Here is a 19,620-nt window from a genome sequence, read left to right as displayed (position 1 = left end):
GGTTAAAAAATTATGGAACATGACAGATATCAGCATAATAAAACTTTATTTATTATTAGTATAATTAGCTTAGTTGCTGGTTTATCTTTATTTCTTTTTGCGCTTTTTATTTTACCTAATTTAATTTGGAAACTTAACTATAATGTGCCATCTTTCATTTATATTTGGAGTGAAGATCTTAAACAACATTATAATTTTACCGATGTAGGCGCCAATACTGTTGTTTTTTTAATTTTTTTCCTGCCAGCTATTTTGGCTACTCTTATTGCCTATCTAACCTCAAATTCTATTGAAAATGAATTATATGGTTTTACTACCACAGAAAGTGACCTTAGAAAAAAAGCTGTAAAAAACAGCAGCAGAGAAGGACTATTAGTTATTGTACAAATATTAATTTTTATAGTGCTTGTTATTAGCGGGGTATATACCTTACATTGGTTACTTTCTGTGCCTCCGCCAACTTAGTAGGAGTTACTCATGAATTTTTTTACTCGATATACTATCAGATCAATCAAAAAAAAGCTTAAGGCTTTGAAACATGATCGTTTACTCAATCCAACATCTGACGAGGCTATCGCAAAAGAAATTAGTCTGTATATAAATCTGGCGAAAATTCATCAATCGATAAAGAATAGAAAAAAGTTTCCTTTTGCAGAATTAATGGTAAATGAGTGTTTTCGTGCCGCAGCCTCTTTAGATTCTGTTGAAGCACAGTATACCTTAGGCAGTAAACTTCTTGAAGAAGGAAAGTTTCGAGAGCAACTTGAGCAGGAAGAATTATTTGCAAACCCAAGTAATAAACGTCAGCAGCAACAATTATATGAAGAAGCTCATGCTTATTTATTGGCTGCAGATAATTTAGGCCATATTGAAGCAAAACGCCTACGAGGCCTTTGCTATATCAATGGCTGGGGAGTTGATTCTGATAAGAGGAAGGGGTTTGACCTCATCGTTGACAGCATTGATAAAGAAAATAGCTGGGATAAAGTACCCCAAATTTTTGCAGCAATAGGGCTTAATAAACCCGAATTCTTCTCGGCACTAGCAAAACATCGTAATAAAAGTTGAAGGCAAATTTAGATTAAATGATTTTTATAAGGATAGCTAAATTAATGCCAATAACTTAGATACCAAGTAAGGATTTTTTGTCCCCAAAACAAGGTAATAAGTCCAGCAATACAAAGAAATGGCCCAAAAGGAATAGGCGTATTTCTAGATTGTCTCTTTAAATTTAAATAAATTAAACCGACAATAGTACCGGTAATGGATGAGAATAAAAGTATTAAGGGTAGCGCTGTCCAGCCAAACCATGCTCCGAAAGCTGCAAACAATTTAAAATCGCCATGGCCCATGCCAATTTTGCCTGTAATAAGATAATAGGCTTTTATTAACACCCACAATATTAAGTAAGCGCCAGCTGCACTTAGCACAGCATTAGGTAAAGATATAAATAAATTTTGCGTATTGGCAATCAAACCAAGCCATAATAAAAGTAAAGTTAAGCTGTCAGGTAATAATTGATGGTCGAGATCAATAAAAATTAAACAAATGTTTATCCAAATAAAAAATAAAGCAAAGACTAGAGAAAGATTGAAGCCAAAATGCCAACTTGCATAGAGAGCTAACAACATACTTGATAATTCAATTAGGGGATAGCACCAAGGAATAGATGTGTGGCAAAAGTGGCAATGACCGCGTAAAAAAAGGTAGCTAATTAAAGGAATATTATGAATGGCTTTAATTGTGTTATGACAGTTAGGGCAAAATGAACGAGGTATAAAAAGATTAATATTTTTACTTTTTACTTCAGGTAAGTTTAATAAATAAGCGCAATCAGCTAATTGCTCTTGTTTTAGCATTAAGGGAAGCCGATAAATAATAACATTAAGCAGACTGCCGATAATTAGCGAAAAAAAGGCAACAAGAATATAAAATAAAGGACTATTTAGTTCTATAAATTGATTATCGAATATCACCATCAAACCACTGAGCCTAGTTTAAAGATAGGTAAGTACATAGCAACAACTAACCCGCCTACGAGAATTCCTAATATTGACATAATTAAGGGTTCAATTAAGCTACTTAAGGAATCTACAGCATTATCAACTTCTTCTTCATAAAAGTCAGCAACTTTTGCAAGCATTTGTTCTAGAGCACCGGATTCTTCACCAATAGCAATCATTTGAACGACCATGCTGGGAAATAAGTGTGTATTTTCCATAGCTATACGAATTTGTTGGCCGTTTGAAACTTCCTCTCGTATTTTATCTGTTGCTTGCGCATAAATAATATTACCTGTTGCTCCAGCGACCACACGTAAAGCATCGACTAAGGGTAAGCCTGCTGCAAATGTAATTGATAATGTTCGTGCAAAACGGGCGATAGCTGCCTTTTGTAAAATAGGCCCAATAATAGGGAATTTCAGCATTAGGCGATCAATGGTATGTGCGAAGTGAGCGGAAGTATTCTTTGCACGAATGAAAGCATAAATACTTATACCAATAACTCCAAAGATGATATACCAATAGGCTTGAAAAAATTCAGATAAACTAATAACGCCTCTTGTTAGGGCCGGTAGGTCTGCACCAAAGCCTTTAAATAGCGATTCAAATTGCGGAACTACAAAAATTAATAATGCAGCTGTAACTAAAAAGGCTATTACAAGTACAGCAATAGGGTAAGTTAGGGCCTTTTTAATTTTCTTCTTAATTTTTTCTATTTTTTCTTTATAAGTGGCAATTTTACCAAGCATAATATCAAGTGATCCTGATTTTTCGCCTGCATCAACTAAGTTATAATAAAGTTCATTAAAATATTTGGGGTGTTTCTTTAGAGCTTCTGTTAATGTTAAGCCAGATTCAACATCCTTTTTTATTTCTTCAATAAGTGTCTTAACTTTTTGATTAGTTTGGCCTCGCGCAATAATATCAAAAGACTGTATAAGTGGTATGCCTGCATTAATCATAGTCGCTAATTGACGGGTAAATGCGGTAATATCAGCAGTAGTAATCTTTCGATTCTTTTTGTCAAAGAGGGATTTACGTTTTTTAATGACTTTATTGGTGATAATGCCTTGTTTTCTTAAGGCAGCTTTGGCAATAGCAATACTATTTGATTCAATAAAACCGCTCACCTTTTGGCCTGAGCGGTTTATTCCTTCCCAACGATAAGTAGCTACTGCGTTTTTATTTCTATCCATACTATTTTACTCAATTGTTACTCGATTGACCTCTTCAAGCGTTGTAACCCCTTCTTTAATTTTTTCAAGTCCTGCCTGATGAATTGTCGTTAATCCTTCTGCCTGAGCTTGACGTAAAATATCAAATGAATTACCGCCAGACATAATAACCTTACCAATTTCTTTTGACATAGGCATCACTTCAAAGAGCCCTACTCGGCCTTTATAACCCTTATTTGAGCAATAATGACAACCTACAGCTTTATACAATTGAATAGTATTGGCTTCATTTTCAGTGAATCCAAGTTCAACTAAGCTTTGGAGCGTTAAATCATCTCGAATAGTCTTACACTGATCGCATAAGCGGCGTGCTAAACGTTGGGCAATAATTAAGCTCACTGAGCTTGCAATGTTAAATGATGGAACTCCCATATTACTCAAACGAGTTAATGTTTCTGCAGCACTGTTGGTATGTATAGTAGATAACACTAAATGTCCAGTTTGTGCGGCTTTAATGCTAATTTCTGCTGTTTCTAAGTCTCTTATCTCCCCAACCATAATAATATCCGGGTCTTGTCGCAAGAAAGCTCGTAATGCTCCAGAGAAGGTTAACCCTGCTTTAGGATTAATATTTACTTGATTAATCCCTGGAAGTTTAATTTCTACCGGATCTTCAGCAGTCGAGATATTCACCTCGTGCGTGTTAAGAAGATTTAAGGCAGTATAAAGAGTAACAGTCTTACCACTACCTGTTGGACCTGTTACTAGAATCATACCTTGTGGCTTTTCTACTGTCCTTAAAAAATGCTGTTTCTGAACTGGATTAAAGCCTAAGGATTCAACGCCTAGCTTGGTAGAACTAGGATCTAGAATACGCATAACTACTTTTTCGCCACCAACAGTAGGACAGGTACTAATCCTAAAATCAATAGCACGTGTTTTTGATAACCGCATTTTAAAACGACCGTCTTGCGGCACACGTCTTTCTGAAATATCTAAATTAGACATCACTTTAATTCTTGAGGTTATTCTACTTGCTAAACTAACAGGGGGTATTGCTACTTCGGTTAAAATACCGTCTAGGCGATACCGGATACGATAATCTTTCTCAAAAGGCTCAAAGTGAATATCAGAAACGCCCTTTTTTATGGCTTCTATAATAATTTTATTTACAAATCTTACAATCGGTGCATCTTCTTGTTTAAGAGCGCTCTCTTCAGGTTCTTCTTCACCTGAATTAAATTCTATGCCTTCATAATTATCGTCACTAGCGCCATAGCTAGCTAGCCCTTCACTTTCCTTTTCATAAAGAAATTTATCAATTAATTTTGCTAATTTATCTGTTTCAACCACAATGGCATTAGTATGTAATCCAGTATGAAATTGGACTTCTTTTAAAGCCGTTTGTTTACTTGGATCATCAGTTGCTAAATATAAATGATTACCATGCGTATAGAGAGGGATAATGCAGTGGCGTCCGATTAACTTATCATTAACAAGTGAAATTGGGATAATGTCTGGATCGATGCTGTCTAAATCTAATAAAGGAACACCAAAATTCTGAGCAATGATTAAGGCTATTCTTTTTGCTTCTAAAATATTATTAGATACAAGGTATTGCAACAATGTTTGTCGGTTATTTTGAGCAATATGCTGATACTCTAAGGCTTTACCCTTATCTAAGAGATTTTCATGCACCATTAATTGGGCAATTCCTTGCAAGCATTGGTCTTCTGCTGTTGCTGTCATAGCTTAGTTGGTTTCCTATAATCCTATGATTAATTTTAGACAACATTATGCTAGAGTGCATTAAAAATATAAAAGATATGAAGTAGAAATAAGGACTTATGCCTTAATTTATTTTATTTTACTTAGTTTTTTGAGAAGAAATTAAAACAAAGATAAGAAATTATAAATTGAGAATAACAAAATTAAAAATTGCAAGAAAGAATTTTAAATATATTCAATAACCTAACTGTATTATTCTTGTATAATAGTTTGCTGATATGTTAATAGTAGACTCTTAATCTCAAAAACAAGCAACAATAGTTTCTCTCCTTATTTCTGCGCTCTATTAATTTTCATAGGTATCTTTAAACATACCAGTTTAGATGGGATGATTTAGTTAAATCTGTTTGATTAACATTGTAAAAGAAGTCTAATGTCTAAAGGGTATAGCTTGCTGTCTTATAGCCTCTGTGGTAAAAAGATAAATTTATTGTCTAGGACGCCCATTTTGTCTTTAGAGGAACAGCGAAGTAAATTCTATGCTTTAAATGACTGGTGCTCTACTAAGCAGGGAGTCGAGGTTAATCACGCTTTTTTTGCGGAATTAAATCCCCTAAAAGATCTGTTACATGGTGATACACTCTTGCAATTAGGTCGTATAGGCGATAATTTCTTTTACAAGCTTCGGTTTCAACATAAATGGCTGGTAACTCCTTATCTAGACAATACTTCTACTGCTGTAATGCTATTTAATCAAATTCCACTTGATAGGGATAGTATTGATTGCCTTATTGCTCCACTGACTTTAGATATTTTAACTTCAAAAAGCATACTTGATGAAATTGATCGAGTGCTTAAGCCATTGGGCTATGTTATTTTTTTTGGTATAAATCCTATCAGTTTATGGGGATGTTGGTTGCGTAAAGCTAATAAAAAAGATTTTAAGGAATTATCAGGTAAACCTACGTCTGTTTTATCAGTTAAGCGAGCAATGTTACGTCGGGGCTATATACAATGTCATTTATCTACATTCTATTATGTGCCGCCTTGTCGATCAGAAAAATGGCTAAAAAAGTTAGAAATTTTTAATGAAATAGGAAAAATGATTTCACCTTTTCCTGCTGGTTTTTATTGCCTTGTTATGCAGAAGCTCGAAGAAAATTTAATTGGACCTATTCATTTAGAAGGTAATGAAAAAGAAATACCTAATGCTGCTCCAGTTTCACTTCAACCCACTTGTAAACGTTAAGCCCTTTTCCTGATAAGACAATGGTAGGAAAAATAAGTTTTCTCTGTATAATGGAGCCATTTAATTTTCTGGTTATATTTAATGTCCAAAAAATCTTTATACCGTCTAATTTTCGCTAATCAGGATGCGGTTTATGAAATTTATGCGCGAAAGATTTGTGAAAGTGAGTTGTTTGGCTTTCTTGAAGTAGAAGAATTTGTTTTTGGTGAAAATACTTCTCTTGTTGTTGATCCTTCTGAAGAACGTTTAAAGCTTGAGTTCGGAAATGTCAAACGGACATTTATTCCTATGCACTTTATCTATAGAATAGATGAGGTTAGTAAACAAGGAATTGGAAAAGTTAAAGAGAAGTCGGGAGTAGACAGCAAAATTAGCTTATTTCCTGTACCTGAAAAGCGTTAATTAACTGTGAAAGTAGTAGGTCATTAAATGTCAATTCCAAGCAAAATTAAAGAAGTTTATGAAAAGTCTACTTGTTTATATACAACTAAAGAGGTAGAAGCGGCCCTTGATAGGATGGCGATTAACATACATCAAGAGCTTTATGATAAAAACCCTATCATCTTATGCGTTATGATTGGCGGATTAGTCCCAATGGGAAATCTATTACCTAGACTAGATTTCCCACTAGAGGTGGATTACGTCCATGCTACTCGTTATAAGGGTGATATTAAAGCCAGTGATTTAGTTTGGAAAGTGAAACCAAGTCTTAACCTAACGGGGCGAACGGTCTTAGTTGTTGATGACATTCTTGATGGTGGGCTTACTTTGGCAGCTATTATTAAAGATGTTAAAGCAATGGGCGCTACAAAAGTTTATAGTGCAGTTTTAGTCGATAAGCATCATAAACGTGTTCCCAATGGCTTGGAAAATGCAGATTTTGTTGGTCTTCGTGTAGATGATCATTATATATTTGGTTATGGTATGGATTATAATGAATACCTGCGCAATGCGCCTGGGATTTTTGTTGTGTCTCCAGAGCATGAGTAAAAATTATTTAAATAGGTCCAGATAAAAGATTAATTATGAGATTAGCACTTAGTGTCTAAAGATAGACAATCCTTCATAGTTTGATCTAGTTTAAATATATTTTCGTGAGCTGGGAAATTCATTAAGGGCTGTATTAATCTGCTTATATAATTCTGGAAGCCAACGGGGTTGAGCAAAGGTTGCAGTAGCGGGTTTCCCAATTCGTAAGTCATTAGGGGCTATGATGAGTTTAACGTGACTTAATCCAACTCGGCGCGTTAAAAGAAATAATTGATCGATGGCCCAGTCGCCAACAGCTAGACATCCTACTGAAAGTGATTTGCCATGCAGAAAAATATTATTACCTAAATTATGTCGACCATCTTTACTGGCTTGAAGACGATCAAAATGGTTAGGATAATCGATCATCATCGATAAATGCATATTGCTGAAAGGGTTAAAATTAACTAAGCGGTAAACGCCTTCTGGAATTTGGCCATCTCTCTCCTTTAATTTAGGGCCTAGTCGGCCGCTAAAAGCAGTTAAAGAATAATTATGAATAAAACGCCATGGTTGATTATCATTTTTTGCCCATAATTCTATTTTTCGTTCCTTTTTAAAAGCAAGAAGAGCAATTTCTTTAGGAGGATAGCTAACATGCGCTTTGTTAAAAAAGCGAATCATTTCAGGTTCCGTACGAAGCCCATAGCGAATAATGGCATTATCAACGGCTTTATCCCAATTTATTTTTGGAGCCATACTAAGTACAAAGCTACTTAAGACTGCTAAGAGGAAGAAAACGAAGAAGCGCATAACACTAAGGGAATAAGACTTTTTAGCATGTTATCAAAATTTATTAAACAATAGAACATAACTTCTGCCTTTTACTTTATTGCTGTAGGCAAACAATTCAGACAGACTCATTTACAACAGACCTTGCCTCGTCACTGACGGTTTGGGAAGAGGTCTAATTAATAAATGTTATTCTGTGAATTGCTTGCACCTTACACTTAAATAAAAATTTACAAGTTAAGCAAGAAAACTCTTTAAACTGTTGCATGAGAACGGCGCTTTATTAAATGTGCACTTTGAAATTTCCTCTGCAAATTAGGCGGTAGCTGTCTTAAGATAAAATCGGGTGCTGCAGTTAAAACGCCTACAGAAGGAATTAAGCCATAATGATTAGGGCACATAAATTTCAATGTACCATCTTGACTTATTTTGTAAAATACATAACGGTAAGAGCAGTAATCTAATTTTTTAAAAGCAGCTACCTGTAGAATAGGTGTACCAGGCATTCTGTTTTCTATAAATGAGGCATTAATCCAAAGATTGATAAGCAGCAAACCAATACCAATAATTGAAATAGCACCCAGAAGACTACTAATATAACGAAAAACTCTTATTTGACTACTAAATTGAAAAATTAAGAAAATAATACACGCCAGTAAAGTCAATAAATTTATTGAATAAATAAAAGCTTGTACATAGTCAAAGTAGTAACCTAATATCTCACCACCTGCAAGATGATAATGAAGGGCAATAGAAATAATACTTACCCAAAGTGCTAAAACAACGTAACTTTTATATTTATTCCTAATTCCTAATATAAGTAGAAGTATACTTATTAATGGCAAAATAACATGGATAAAATCCCTGATATAATTCATCTTAATTTCCTTTCTGTCCATCTAATATAAAATCATAGTATAAGGATAAGTTATAATGAAAGTCTTCTTCATTAGTAAGTGATCAGCCCTTAGCGCCAATCCAACTCTTCACCAAGACATTGTCATACCTCCTGATCTATTACCTTCATTAAGAAAAATTCTAATGGCTTTCTTTAGAAAGAGGTAGGTTTTCCTTAATTAATAAAATAACAGGTTCTACAGGATAAGGTGTACGTCTTAATTTGCGAGGTAAGCTTAATTGTACAACATTACGTTTTTGTAAAAAATGAGTCAAAGAAGCGCTTACATAATCGATAGCAGCTGTACTATTGGTCTGCTCTTTTGCTACAGAGTAAATATTAACTGATCCAAGCCAAATAGGCTGGTGAAGATTTTTTAAATGATAATTTGAGCGCCAAATTCTTAAAATCACAGCCGGGCTTTCAGGATTAGGCTGATAAGTCATGACTAACGCTGGTTTTCTGTTTAAGTATAGCTGCGCCATAAGAGGCGAATCTAGGGAAGTATGACCTCCACTTATACGCTGAATGAATGATTTAATAAATGATTCATTTTCCTTTCGCCATCCCGCATTTACTAGTGCTGCCTCAAGATGACTTAATGTTCCAGCATATTGAATATTAAATAAACTAATACGCTTACCAAAGCGATTTGTACGATAAATTGGTAACAAAGGTTCTTGTTGATTCCACCATACATCATCTGCTAAAACATATTGGGCTAGGTACACTTGGTGGGAACGCAAAGCTGGCTCATAATTAAATATTAAAGAAATGGTAGTCCCTAACATCAGTATTAAGAATAAGAGTGGTGACAAGAAAGCTTTATATCCTAGAGGCTTGCCATGGCGTCGATATAAAAGCCAGTGAAATAAAGTAATACTTAGTCCAGCAAGATAGGCACCTAGTATATCCATAACCCAATTATCGCCTAGATAAATATACGCAATCCCTGCCATAAGTAAGATAATAGGCAATAAAATAGCTAAAAATTGATTAAAGCGACATTTGCCATATTTATTGAGAAATAAAATAATTCCCATAAATTGAGCAGTAGCGAATGTTAAATGAATAGCAGGATAAGAATTGCTTGATTTTATTTCTAAGAGATCAGCCGGCCTTGGATTCTCAATAAAAAAATGGGTGATTAACAATAATAAAGCACAAATTAGATTAATACTTAACCAGTATCTAAAGGTACGATTATCTTTATAGTAAATTGTTATTAAGCAAATGAAGATAAATAGAACCCATAAACTAAGGTTACTAACAAATTGACTAAGACTAATAAAATAGACATCAAAAGGATGTGTTCTTAAGCTTTGTAGAAAGAAATGAATGGGCTCATTAATTGATTTATGGCCTATGCCTTGAATAACAAAAAAACTTAATAAGCAAAAAAGAAAAAAACTTAAGACAAATCCTAAGCATAAGGAGGCTGTTTGATAGTGCTTACTTTCGCCTGGAGGCGTTAAAAATTGGATTAATTTAGATAGCTTTGGGTGTTTTCCCGACCAAGTCCAAAAATCCTGTAGTTGGATACGTAAAAAATAGTTAAGCTGGATAACTAACCACTTTACACTCACTGAAATTAACCATAAACCTGCCAGAAAGATTAAAACAACTATAAATAAGCGTGTTGCAATTTCTGGCGATAATTCACTACTTGCAGCGCCGATAAAAACACCTGGCATGATATACAATAAAGCCCAGCCAATAGCTGACAACACATTGGCAGTAAAAAAACGCCATTGAGTCATATGCATCATACCGGCAATAAGTGGGATAAGTGAGCGTAGTGGGCCTATAAATCGTCCAAGTAAAACACTTTTACCACCATGACGCTGAAAATAATTTTGCCCATAGGTGAGCCAGGTAGGATTTTTGCTAAAAGGCCAAATATTTCTTAATCGCTCTTTAAAGGTATAGCCTAATAAATAGCTAAAGCTATCGCCAGCAATAGCACCTAAGGTAGCGGCTAGCAAAGTTAAATCAACGCGCATAATACCGGAACCTGCTAGTATACCAATAGCTGTCATCGTAACTGAGCCTGGAATAATACTGCCAATAATTGCTAAGGATTCAGTGAAAGAGACAAAAAAGGTAAAAAGCAATGCCCAATGAGGATGTGCCTCAAGCCAAATTGTAACAGGTTGTACATATTCTGAAAATAATTGCATAGTTTGTTAATTATTAAAGGATCTAGAAAATAGTTCTACTAATTTGTTATTAACATCTGCAAAATTGATATCAGGTACATAATCACGCATTTGTGTCATTTGTAGCTTAACAAAACCACAGGGGTTAATGCCAGCAAAAGGTGTTAAGTCCATATTTACATTTAATGCAATGCCATGGTAAGTGCAGCTATTTTTTACACGCAGGCCAATAGATGCTATTTTCTTTCCCTCAACATAAACACCAGGTGCTTTTTCGCGACTCACTGCTGAAATATTATACTTCGCAAGCAAGGAAATTAAAATTTGTTCTAATTGGTTAACTAGAGTTCGAATGCCTAAGCCTCGCCGGTTAAGATCCATTAATAGGTAAGCTACAATTTGACCTGGACCGTGATAAGTTACTTGGCCCCCCCTATCAGATTGTATGATAGGAATATTTCCTGGATTAATAATATGCTCCGCTTTGCCGGCTTGTCCTTGCGTATAAACGGGAGAATGTTCAAGTAGCCAGCACTCATCAAGGGTCTTAGATGCTCGATTAAGGGTAAATTGCTTCATCTCTTCCCAAGTAGAAAGATAATCTTGCAAGCCTAGATGACGAATTATGAGCATTATAACACCATCTTTATTCCAGGATATTGAGTAAGCTCTTGATAAAGCGCATCTAATTCTACCTGACAAGTTGGATAGACTGTTGCTGTAATAGCCGCGTAATTACCTTTTTCACTCATTTTATAAACTATCCGGCTACTTTCTGTGTTAGGAAAATGTTTTAAAATGATTTCTGTAATATCAGAACTAAAATTATCAGAATGAATACCAATAATTTTAATTGGAAAATCACAAGGAAATTCAATAATTAGTTTATCTGTCATTAAAGCCTTTAATTAATCTTTGATATTCATTATGTAATTGTACCCAATAAGAACTGCTAGTGTTGCCAACGGGTATGCCATCAATAATTGTTATAGGATATATTTCTTTTGTTGTACTCGTTACCCAAACCTCACTCGCTTTAAAAACAGCCTCAACTGGAATAGGCCCTTCTATAAAGGGTAGCTTAAGTTTGGTAATTAATTCAATGATAATATGTCTAGTAATGCCTGGTAGGCAAAGATTAGATAAAGGAGGTGTTTTAATAATGCCCTGTTTATCCACAATAAAGAAATTAGTGGCACTGCCTTCAGTAAGAAAGCCATCTCGAGCCAGCAGCGCAACATTTGCGCCTGCGGATAAGGCTTCTTCATTAAGTAAGATGTTACCTATAAGAGAAGTTGTTTTAATATCGCATCTAAGCCAGCGTATATCTTCCAGTAACTTGGCATGTAAGCCACGGCGTTTTTCTTCAAGCGTGGGGTAAGGATTATGTAATGTGAAAGCAAAACAGGTAGGGCTTATATTTTGAGGAATATCATGTTTACGACTACCTTGATTACCTCGAGTAATCTGCACATACAATTGGAGATTACCACCACCATTATACTGGATTAATTCTAAAAAAATGGCATTCCAATTATAAAATGGCAGATTGATCTTTAACTTTTTAAGGTTTGCCCTTAATCGCTCTAAATGCAAATCTAAGAAGTAAGGTTTGCTGTTATACACAGGAATTACTTCATAGATGGCATCACCAAAAAGAACACTCCGGTCAAAAATAGAAATTTTTGCCTCATTTGCAGGGCAATATTTACCATTTAAATAGACAACAGAATTCATTAAGATCCTCAACCAAACCAGTGCTTAAACATTAGGTGTACTGAATCTTTACATCGTGTAAAAAAGCCACCTGTTGGAACATCTTCTAACGCATATAAAGGATAAGCCTCTAATACTTTATCATCAAAGTTGACTACTAAATTGCCAATGCGATCCCCTTTTTTTATAGGCGCTTCAATGGTTGATGGTATTTCGGTTTTAATGCTTAGCCGCTGATATTGGCCATTAGGAATAGTTATGAATTGATCGTGTAACAGTCCTACACTAAGTTTATTGCTTTTGCCTTTGTAAATAGGTAACTCTGAAACGGTTTGATTGGCTTTATACAATTCATGAGTCTCATAAAAACGAAAGCCGTAATTTAATAAACGTTCACTATCATCAGCACGAATTGAATCGCTCGGTGAACCTAAAACAACTGCTAATAATCGCATATTATCGCGCTTAGCGGAAGAGACTAGACAAAAACCGGCTTCGCTAGTATGGCCTGTCTTAACACCATCAACTTGACTATTTCGCCATAATAGACGATTGCGATTTGGTTGACGGATCCCATTGAAAGTAAACCATTTTTGTTTATACCAATGATAATATTGGGGAAAATCATTAATCAGTGCTTTACCTAAAATCGCTAAATCTTTCGCAGTTGTATATAATTTTTCATTAGGTAAGCCTGTACTATCTGTAAAGTGGCTATCTTTCAGGCCTAATAATTGAGCCTGTTGGTTCATAATCTCTGCAAAGCCAGTCTCACTACCACCTAGATGTTCTGCCATAGCCACACATGCATCGTTACCTGAATCAACGATGATTCCTTTTAGCAGATCTGCAACAGAAACTTCTTGACCTTCTTTTACAAACATACGTGAACCACCTGTTTTCCAGGCATTATGGCTGATACGCACATTATCATTGAGATGAATTTGCTCACTACGTAGGGCATTTGAAATAACGTAAAGCGTCATCATTTTAGTTAAACTGGCCGGCGGCAGCTTTTGTTCGCTATTTTTCTCAGCAATTATTTTACCGCTATTAACATCAATTAATATAAAAGCTTGTGCATTGGCAATAGGGGGAGCAGGGGTAATAAGAGGTTTATTTGCTATTGTTTGTGCGGGGGAAGATGCTACAGTGGGTAGAGAAGTAGTAGCATAAAAATTAGTTGAATTTAATATTAATGATGTAGCTAATGCTAACTTTATGGAAGTATGTAAAATCCTCATTTTTATACTCGTTATTCCAAATGTTGCCATAGTAACACAGCCTTAACTAGCCATCCAATTACCTATGAGAAGTATTTTATTCAAATAGAGCTTTGTATATAGTATTAAAAAAAATTAAAGAGTGATAATAAATGCGCGTATTGATTTTGATTTCATTAATAATGATAGCTGGTTGCTATCCTCAATCAGGTTTTATAAAAAATTCGACAAGGCAACAAGCTAAGTTTACAAATGTGGCTGCTGAAAATAAACAAATAGATAACCGTATCTCAACGAGTATAAAAGATGCCGCGCCCCCAGGGCCGCCGCCGACAAAATTTAGGCAGATTAAACCTGTTTATGAACCCTTAAGCCGTTATGGGAACCCTGAATCCTATGCCGTTGAAGGACGTAAATACTCTGTATTAAGAACGGCTAAGGGTTATAAAACGCGAGGTATTGCATCGTGGTATGGTACTAAATTTCATAGTCATCGAACGTCAAGTGGCGAAAATTATGATATGTATTCCATGACTGCTGCACATAAGACATTGCCTCTTCCTACTTATGTTCGGGTAAAAAATTTAAGCAATGGACGTGAAGCTATTGTTAAAGTTAATGATAGAGGGCCATTTCGCAAAGATCGAATCATTGATTTATCTTATGCAGCGGCCAGTAAATTAGGTTTATTGCCGCATGGGACTGCGCCTGTGGAAGTAGAAGCGTTGGCTTTTCCGGGTAAATCAGATTTTGCACATTACTATGTGCAGGCTGGTGCATTTTCTTCTAAAGACTTAGCTAATTTATTGCAAAAAAAACTTTCTAAATTGACGCCCTCTCCAATTTTAGTTGAAAAGCATCAAGAGCGCTTTATTGTTAAAGTGGGACCTTTTGCGGACAAAAAGATGACAGAGTCTTTTAAAATGCAGCTAGCGGCACATGGGATTGCAGGTTCTTTTACTATGTTACAATAAGCAATTTATAGCCCTTTGCATGGCTTACCCTTCTTTAAGGGTAATATCATAAATTGTAAAAAAACGAAAGGCGCAATAGAGTATTAGCCATTAGGCGAGTCGATAACGACTCGCGTACCGGGCATTCCTCCGCCTGGCAAGTCAACAAATTCCTCATTTAACCAACGCGCATCTTCAGTAAACATTCTGATACAGCCATGACTTGCACGATAGCCTGGAACTTCATCGCTGCCATGAAGGGCATAACCGCGAAAAAAGTGCATACAAAAAGGCATTATAGCACCGCCATTATCACCATCTGCTCGCATAGGAAAAGCAGTTGAAATGCAATCAATGTCCTGCTTTCGTATAATTCGAAAAGAACCCGTTGGTGTTGTACAGCCTCCATAAACACCCGGGCATCTGTCAAGGCCAGAAGAAATTGGCCCCCACCAAACTAATTCCCCAGATTCATCATAAGCTGCCCAAGCTAATCTCTGTTGACTAACGTAAATAGTTTTTTCATTATTGGCTTCAATATAACGTGGAAAAGGAGAAACATCATAAACACTTAATCTATCTAAATTTTTAGGAATGGCAATGACCATGCCAGGGCGCAATCTGATATTCATCCGATTCACTCGCTTGACAATATCCAGTGCTTCGGAATTAGGAAATAGCTTTTCCCAACTATCTCCAGATTTAACTTTAAGGCAGAAATAATCGGGCTGGTGACAAAGAGTTTCACCATAGCGGGTTAGCGACCAGCCAGAATTTAAGCAAGCCATCATCGTTATAATTATTATAAGTAATCTTATCATAACCACCCCGATATTGCTGGTTACTGATATTAGCGGCTTTTTTTAGAAAAACTTAAATAAAGTTTTATATAAATTTTAGTTTTATCTATTAAATCTATAATATCAATTATTACTGAAAGTTACAGTTTCACATTTTAGGAATAGCGGCGAGAGCTTGTGTTAGCTCTTTACTACTTATATTGCCGAAATTAGTTCAATTTAAATCAAGACAGGTGATATAGGTTGAATAGCTGCAAAAGCTTCTACAAATATTTAGGCAAGGTTTGCTTGAAATGTCTGCTAACTTTTAACTTAATTTCGCGTTATACTATCGTCATTCAATTTGTATAGGTTTAGTTTATGAGTTGGCTTAAGAAATTATTACCTTCTATTATTAAGACAGAATCTAGTCAAAAAAAAGGGGTGCCAGAAGGTTTATGGGTAAAATGTCAAGGTTGTAATTCAGTTTTGTATAGCACTGAACTTATAAAAAATTTATCAGTTTGCCCAACTTGTAGTTATCATCATCGCATCACCGCAAGAGAACGCTTAGATCAATTTCTAGATGAATCTCCTCGAGAAGAAATTGCAGCTAATTTAGAACCTGTTGATCGCCTAAAATTTAAAGATTCAAAAAAATATAAAGATAGAATTAGTCAAGCGCAGAAAGCTACAGGTGAGAAAGAAGCTTTAATCGTTATGAAAGGCAATTTAGAATCTCATCCGGTAGTGGTGAGTGCTTTTGAATTTAACTTTATGGGCGGCTCCATGGGAGCTACTGTTGGTGAAAAATTTGTTAGAGCAGTAAATGCTGCTACCGCTGAAAATCGACCTTATATCTGCTTTACTGCAAGCGGAGGAGCTCGAATGCAAGAAGGATTATTTTCTTTAATGCAGATGGCCAAAACTTCTGCAGCCTTAGCGCGTTTTGCAGAAACCAAGCTTCCCTTTATCGTTGTATTAACGGATCCTACCATGGGCGGTGTGTCAGCAAGTTTTGCAAGTTTAGGTGATGTCATTATCGCTGAACCCAATGCCTTAATAGGATTTGCTGGGCCACGTGTAATTGAACAAACAGTGCGGCAGACACTACCTGAAGGTTTTCAACGTAGCGAATTTTTACTCGAGCATGGTCACATTGATATGATTTTAGAACGCAAAGCGCTGCGTTCTACTATTGCAGAGTTGATTTCTAAACTAACTCATAAGTAATATGACTAAAGGAAAAAATTTATCCCAGTGGCTTGATGATTTAGAGCATCGTCACGCGCAAACTATCCAGTTAGGGTTAGAGCGTATTAATGAAGTTGCGACTGTTTTAGATGTCCTTAATTTAAATGCAGTTATTATTACTGTTGCTGGTACAAATGGAAAAGGCTCTACAGTTGCAGCACTTGAGTCAATTTATACACAAGCAGGGTATAAAGTAGCTACTTATACATCGCCTCATTTAATAAATTTTAATGAACGTATTCGTGTTAATCAAAAACCTATTACTGATTTAGAATTGGTAGAAGCATTTAATAGGATTGAGAAAGCACGGGGAGCGATTGCATTAACTTATTTTGAAGTAGCAACTTTAGCGGCCCTATGGCATTTTAAGCGTCATCATTTAGACTTGATTATCCTTGAAGTAGGGCTAGGCGGACGCCTTGACGCAGTCAATTGCATTGATGCTGATTTAGCAATTATTACAACAATTGATTATGATCATCAAGCTTACTTAGGTAATACATTAGAAAAAATTGGTCATGAAAAAGCAGGTATTATTCGTCCTAATAAACCTGTAATCTATGCTGATAGAAATCCGCCGCAAAGTATATTGCATAAAGCGGTAAGATGTGATGCGCCAATCTATCGCAATGGCCAAGAATACAGTTATCACATAGCCGATGGGAAAATAAAGTTTTCATTTAAAGGTACTAACCTGACTATCCCTCAGACGTCCTTTCATCCTAATTCAGTTGCTGCAGCATTAATGTCTACTTTTTGCCTAAAAAAACAATTACCCATTAAAGCTGACATGTGCGTTGATGGAATAAAAAAAATAAACCTTGCTGGACGTTTTCAAATAATTACCAAACCTCGTCATACCCTCTTAGATGTTGCACACAATCCGCAAGCAGCTCAATACCTCGCTCATTATTTAATGACCCATTATTCTAATGTAAAGGTGCATGCTGTTTTTTCAGCATTGGCTGATAAAGATATCATAGGGATGATTAAACCACTTAAAGATTATGTCCAATATTGGTATCCAGCGTTACTACCCGGAAAGCGAGCAGCGCAGGCTAAGCAATTAATTTCATCTTTAGCTGCTAACGAAATAAATTTAAATATATGTTATAATAGTCCCTTTTTGGCATATCAAGCTGCTTGTAAAGAGGCAGAGGGTCATGATTTAATTGTAGTTTTTGGCTCTTTTATAATAGTAGGCGCAATCTTATCTGCTTCTCTTAATGAGGGTAACTATTTTAATAATAGTTTTAGCACTTTAAGGAATGGCTATGAAATTAATAATTGATGAACGATTAAAACATAGATTAATCGGCATTGCGGTTATTGTGTCTATTGGCACTATTTTTGCTCCTGTCCTTATAAAAAAATCTAGCCATCGTTTTGATGAAACTATTTCTATTAAATTACCGCCAAAACCTATCACGCCAAAATTATCCATGCCAGAAAAGCAACAAGTCTTTCAGACTATGAAAGTTGCTCATGTTGATATTCCAGCAGTTCCAAATGACATTAAATCTTCAAATGTGAAAGTAAAAGCTGAGCCTATTAGTGCTCTCAATGATTTAAAATCGACAATTGTTATCGTTACCAAAGAAACAATTAAGCCTAATAATCAAGTAGTAGCTGCCCAAAAGATTAAGATACAGGATTCTACTTCGGCGTCTAAAGTAAAAGTTACAGTAGCTACTGCTCCGAAGCAGCTTTCTAATAGTTATATTGCTCCTGTTCAGAGTTCAAAAAATTTATTAGCAAAAGCCAATAAATCTTTAAAGCCAACTGGCTCTAAGTATTATGCCGTACAACTAGGAACTTTCTCGCAACAAAGTAATGCTATTGCATTAGTAAATAAATTAAAAAATAAAGGTTATCAAGCTGCTTATCGTAAGGTAGTGGGTAAAAATGGTGTGGCGTATCGAGTTATAGTAGGTCAGCTAAGTCAAAAGCAACAAGCAATTGTTCTGCAGCAGCGTTTAGCAAGTGCGATGCAATTGCAGGGGCTTATTGTTACTACAAGGATTAGTTAATTATGCAATGGAATTGGATTGATTTAGTAATAATTAGTATTATTTTACTGTCCGTATTAACAGGCCTATTTCGTGGCTTTGTAAAAGAATTAATTGCGCTGTGCATTTGGGCTATAGCTCTTTGGGTTGCCTTCCGCTATTCGCATTATCTAGATCCATGGCTACAAAATTATATTCAAGATAAAACAGCACGCAATATTCTTACTTTTGTAGCATTACTTATTATAACAATTTTTATCGGTGCTATAGTCAATACTTTGCTAGGCTTTCTGTTAAAGCGCTCAGGTTTAAGTGGAACTGATAGATTGTTAGGCATGGTATTTGGTTTTGTAAGAGGTATTTTTATGGTGGCTTTAATTATGGTTATCATTAAAATGACTTCACTTCCTTATCAACAATATAGCGCTCAGTCACAATTGTATGCACATTTTGATCCGATGGTAAATTGGCTCTCTAGTTTGATGCCTGACTTAATGAATAAAGTAAAATCGATAGCGCCTACTCAAATGATTGTTAATTATTCTAATGAAATTCAAATGAGCTAAGTTAATTTGCTGGCAAATTTTGGATAGTAGGAATTATTAGATTAATTGATAAATCCTATCATTAGACTTTTTATAAAGCTCGGTACAGTAGAGTTTAATAAGAAATCTAACCAAAGGCAGATAGAAGATCTTTTTAAAATTGCAAAA

Annotated in this window: 21 protein-coding genes; 10 read left to right on the top strand and 11 right to left on the bottom strand. The window is 35.4% G+C overall.

Features of this window, described 5'->3' with window-relative positions; translation table 11 throughout:
• The first annotated feature begins 12 nt into the window (after positions 1–12).
• Both ACQUW5_RS01745 and ACQUW5_RS01740 read left to right on the top strand, forming a co-directional pair.
• Positions 13–465, top strand: coding sequence for a hypothetical protein (locus ACQUW5_RS01745; RefSeq protein WP_444989406.1), 453 nt, complete (start codon positions 13–15; stop codon positions 463–465).
• Between the two features lie 12 nt (positions 466–477).
• A complete protein-coding gene (locus ACQUW5_RS01740) occupies positions 478–1,068 on the top strand; it encodes an SEL1-like repeat protein (RefSeq protein WP_444989404.1) in 591 nt (196 codons plus the stop codon).
• 41 nt (positions 1,069–1,109) lie between these two features.
• Here ACQUW5_RS01740 and ACQUW5_RS01735 read toward each other — a convergent pair whose 3' ends face one another.
• The 3 genes from ACQUW5_RS01735 to pilB are packed head-to-tail and all read right to left on the bottom strand — an operon-like array spanning position 1,110 to position 4,927.
• Positions 1,110–1,979, bottom strand: a complete 870-nt coding sequence (locus tag ACQUW5_RS01735; protein ID WP_444989402.1) for a prepilin peptidase — start codon at positions 1,977–1,979, stop codon at positions 1,110–1,112.
• Positions 1,979–3,199 carry a type II secretion system F family protein gene (locus ACQUW5_RS01730; RefSeq protein WP_444989401.1) on the bottom strand — a complete coding sequence of 407 codons (1,221 nt, stop codon included), beginning with the start codon at positions 3,197–3,199 and terminating at the stop codon, positions 1,979–1,981. The genes ACQUW5_RS01735 and ACQUW5_RS01730 overlap by 1 nt, the downstream gene beginning before the upstream one ends.
• 6 nt (positions 3,200–3,205) lie before the next feature.
• Positions 3,206–4,927 carry a type IV-A pilus assembly ATPase PilB gene (gene pilB, locus ACQUW5_RS01725; RefSeq protein WP_444989399.1) on the bottom strand — a complete coding sequence of 574 codons (1,722 nt, stop codon included), beginning with the start codon at positions 4,925–4,927 and terminating at the stop codon, positions 3,206–3,208.
• Between the two features lie 412 nt (positions 4,928–5,339).
• Here pilB and ACQUW5_RS01720 point away from each other — a divergent pair, with 412 nt between their 5' ends.
• From ACQUW5_RS01720 to ACQUW5_RS01710, 3 genes are all read left to right on the top strand, one after another.
• Positions 5,340–6,155 carry a methyltransferase domain-containing protein gene (locus ACQUW5_RS01720; protein ID WP_444989397.1) on the top strand — a complete coding sequence of 272 codons (816 nt, stop codon included), beginning with the start codon at positions 5,340–5,342 and terminating at the stop codon, positions 6,153–6,155.
• Positions 6,156–6,236: 81 nt separating this feature from the next.
• Positions 6,237–6,557, top strand: a complete 321-nt coding sequence (locus ACQUW5_RS01715; RefSeq protein WP_444989396.1) for a DUF1820 family protein — start codon at positions 6,237–6,239, stop codon at positions 6,555–6,557.
• A gap of 27 nt (positions 6,558–6,584) precedes the next feature.
• Complete coding sequence (locus tag ACQUW5_RS01710; protein WP_444989394.1) at positions 6,585–7,145, top strand: hypoxanthine-guanine phosphoribosyltransferase; 561 nt, start codon at positions 6,585–6,587, stop codon at positions 7,143–7,145.
• 90 nt (positions 7,146–7,235) lie between these two features.
• On the opposite strand, the gene ACQUW5_RS01705 is transcribed toward ACQUW5_RS01710, so the two are convergent.
• The 7 genes from ACQUW5_RS01705 to ACQUW5_RS01675 form a co-directional block, all read right to left on the bottom strand.
• Positions 7,236–7,883 (bottom strand): L,D-transpeptidase family protein, encoded by a 648-nt coding sequence (locus tag ACQUW5_RS01705; protein WP_444989392.1) that lies wholly within the window; start codon positions 7,881–7,883, stop codon positions 7,236–7,238.
• Between the two features lie 287 nt (positions 7,884–8,170).
• Positions 8,171–8,794: a type I secretion system protein LssZ gene (locus tag ACQUW5_RS01700; RefSeq protein WP_444989390.1), complete on the bottom strand. Its 624-nt coding sequence runs from the start codon at positions 8,792–8,794 to the stop codon at positions 8,171–8,173.
• A 160-nt stretch (positions 8,795–8,954) separates the two neighbouring features.
• The gene (locus ACQUW5_RS01695) at positions 8,955–10,994 is read right to left on the bottom strand and encodes a VTT domain-containing protein (protein WP_444989389.1); all 2,040 of its coding nucleotides are present in this window, start codon (positions 10,992–10,994) and stop codon (positions 8,955–8,957) included.
• A 6-nt stretch (positions 10,995–11,000) separates the two neighbouring features.
• Positions 11,001–11,606 carry a lipoyl(octanoyl) transferase LipB gene (gene lipB / locus ACQUW5_RS01690; RefSeq protein ID WP_444989387.1) on the bottom strand — a complete coding sequence of 202 codons (606 nt, stop codon included), beginning with the start codon at positions 11,604–11,606 and terminating at the stop codon, positions 11,001–11,003.
• Positions 11,606–11,869, bottom strand: a complete 264-nt coding sequence (locus ACQUW5_RS01685) for a YbeD family protein (RefSeq protein ID WP_444989385.1) — start codon at positions 11,867–11,869, stop codon at positions 11,606–11,608. Before ACQUW5_RS01685 ends, lipB begins: the two co-directional genes overlap by 1 nt.
• A complete protein-coding gene (locus ACQUW5_RS01680) occupies positions 11,859–12,710 on the bottom strand; it encodes a D-amino acid aminotransferase (RefSeq protein WP_444989383.1) in 852 nt (283 codons plus the stop codon). The genes ACQUW5_RS01685 and ACQUW5_RS01680 overlap by 11 nt, the downstream gene beginning before the upstream one ends.
• A gap of 8 nt (positions 12,711–12,718) precedes the next feature.
• A complete protein-coding gene (locus tag ACQUW5_RS01675) occupies positions 12,719–13,963 on the bottom strand; it encodes a D-alanyl-D-alanine carboxypeptidase family protein (protein ID WP_444989381.1) in 1,245 nt (414 codons plus the stop codon).
• Positions 13,964–14,064: 101 nt separating this feature from the next.
• On the opposite strand from ACQUW5_RS01675, the gene ACQUW5_RS01670 reads away from it, so the two are divergent.
• Positions 14,065–14,886, top strand: coding sequence for a septal ring lytic transglycosylase RlpA family protein (locus ACQUW5_RS01670; RefSeq protein ID WP_444989379.1), 822 nt, complete (start codon positions 14,065–14,067; stop codon positions 14,884–14,886).
• Positions 14,887–14,969: 83 nt separating this feature from the next.
• Here ACQUW5_RS01670 and ACQUW5_RS01665 read toward each other — a convergent pair whose 3' ends face one another.
• Positions 14,970–15,656: a L,D-transpeptidase gene (locus ACQUW5_RS01665; protein ID WP_444989608.1), complete on the bottom strand. Its 687-nt coding sequence runs from the start codon at positions 15,654–15,656 to the stop codon at positions 14,970–14,972.
• A 369-nt stretch (positions 15,657–16,025) separates the two neighbouring features.
• Between ACQUW5_RS01665 and accD the strand changes: the two genes are divergently transcribed.
• The 4 genes from accD to ACQUW5_RS01645 are packed head-to-tail and all read left to right on the top strand — an operon-like array spanning position 16,026 to position 19,473.
• A complete protein-coding gene (accD, locus tag ACQUW5_RS01660; RefSeq protein WP_444989377.1) occupies positions 16,026–16,877 on the top strand; it encodes an acetyl-CoA carboxylase, carboxyltransferase subunit beta in 852 nt (283 codons plus the stop codon).
• A gap of 1 nt (position 16,878) precedes the next feature.
• Positions 16,879–18,189, top strand: coding sequence for a bifunctional tetrahydrofolate synthase/dihydrofolate synthase (folC, locus tag ACQUW5_RS01655; RefSeq protein ID WP_444989375.1), 1,311 nt, complete (start codon positions 16,879–16,881; stop codon positions 18,187–18,189).
• Positions 18,173–18,928, top strand: a complete 756-nt coding sequence (locus tag ACQUW5_RS01650; protein WP_444989374.1) for an SPOR domain-containing protein — start codon at positions 18,173–18,175, stop codon at positions 18,926–18,928. The genes folC and ACQUW5_RS01650 overlap by 17 nt, the downstream gene beginning before the upstream one ends.
• A 2-nt stretch (positions 18,929–18,930) precedes the next feature.
• Positions 18,931–19,473 (top strand): CvpA family protein, encoded by a 543-nt coding sequence (locus tag ACQUW5_RS01645; protein WP_444989372.1) that lies wholly within the window; start codon positions 18,931–18,933, stop codon positions 19,471–19,473.
• Positions 19,474–19,620 lie beyond the last annotated feature (147 nt).

It is taken from the genome of Legionella pelazae (genome assembly GCF_052527395.1).
The sequence above is the reverse complement of the archived record's forward strand: the minus strand, read 5'-3'. Positions and strand labels throughout refer to the sequence as shown.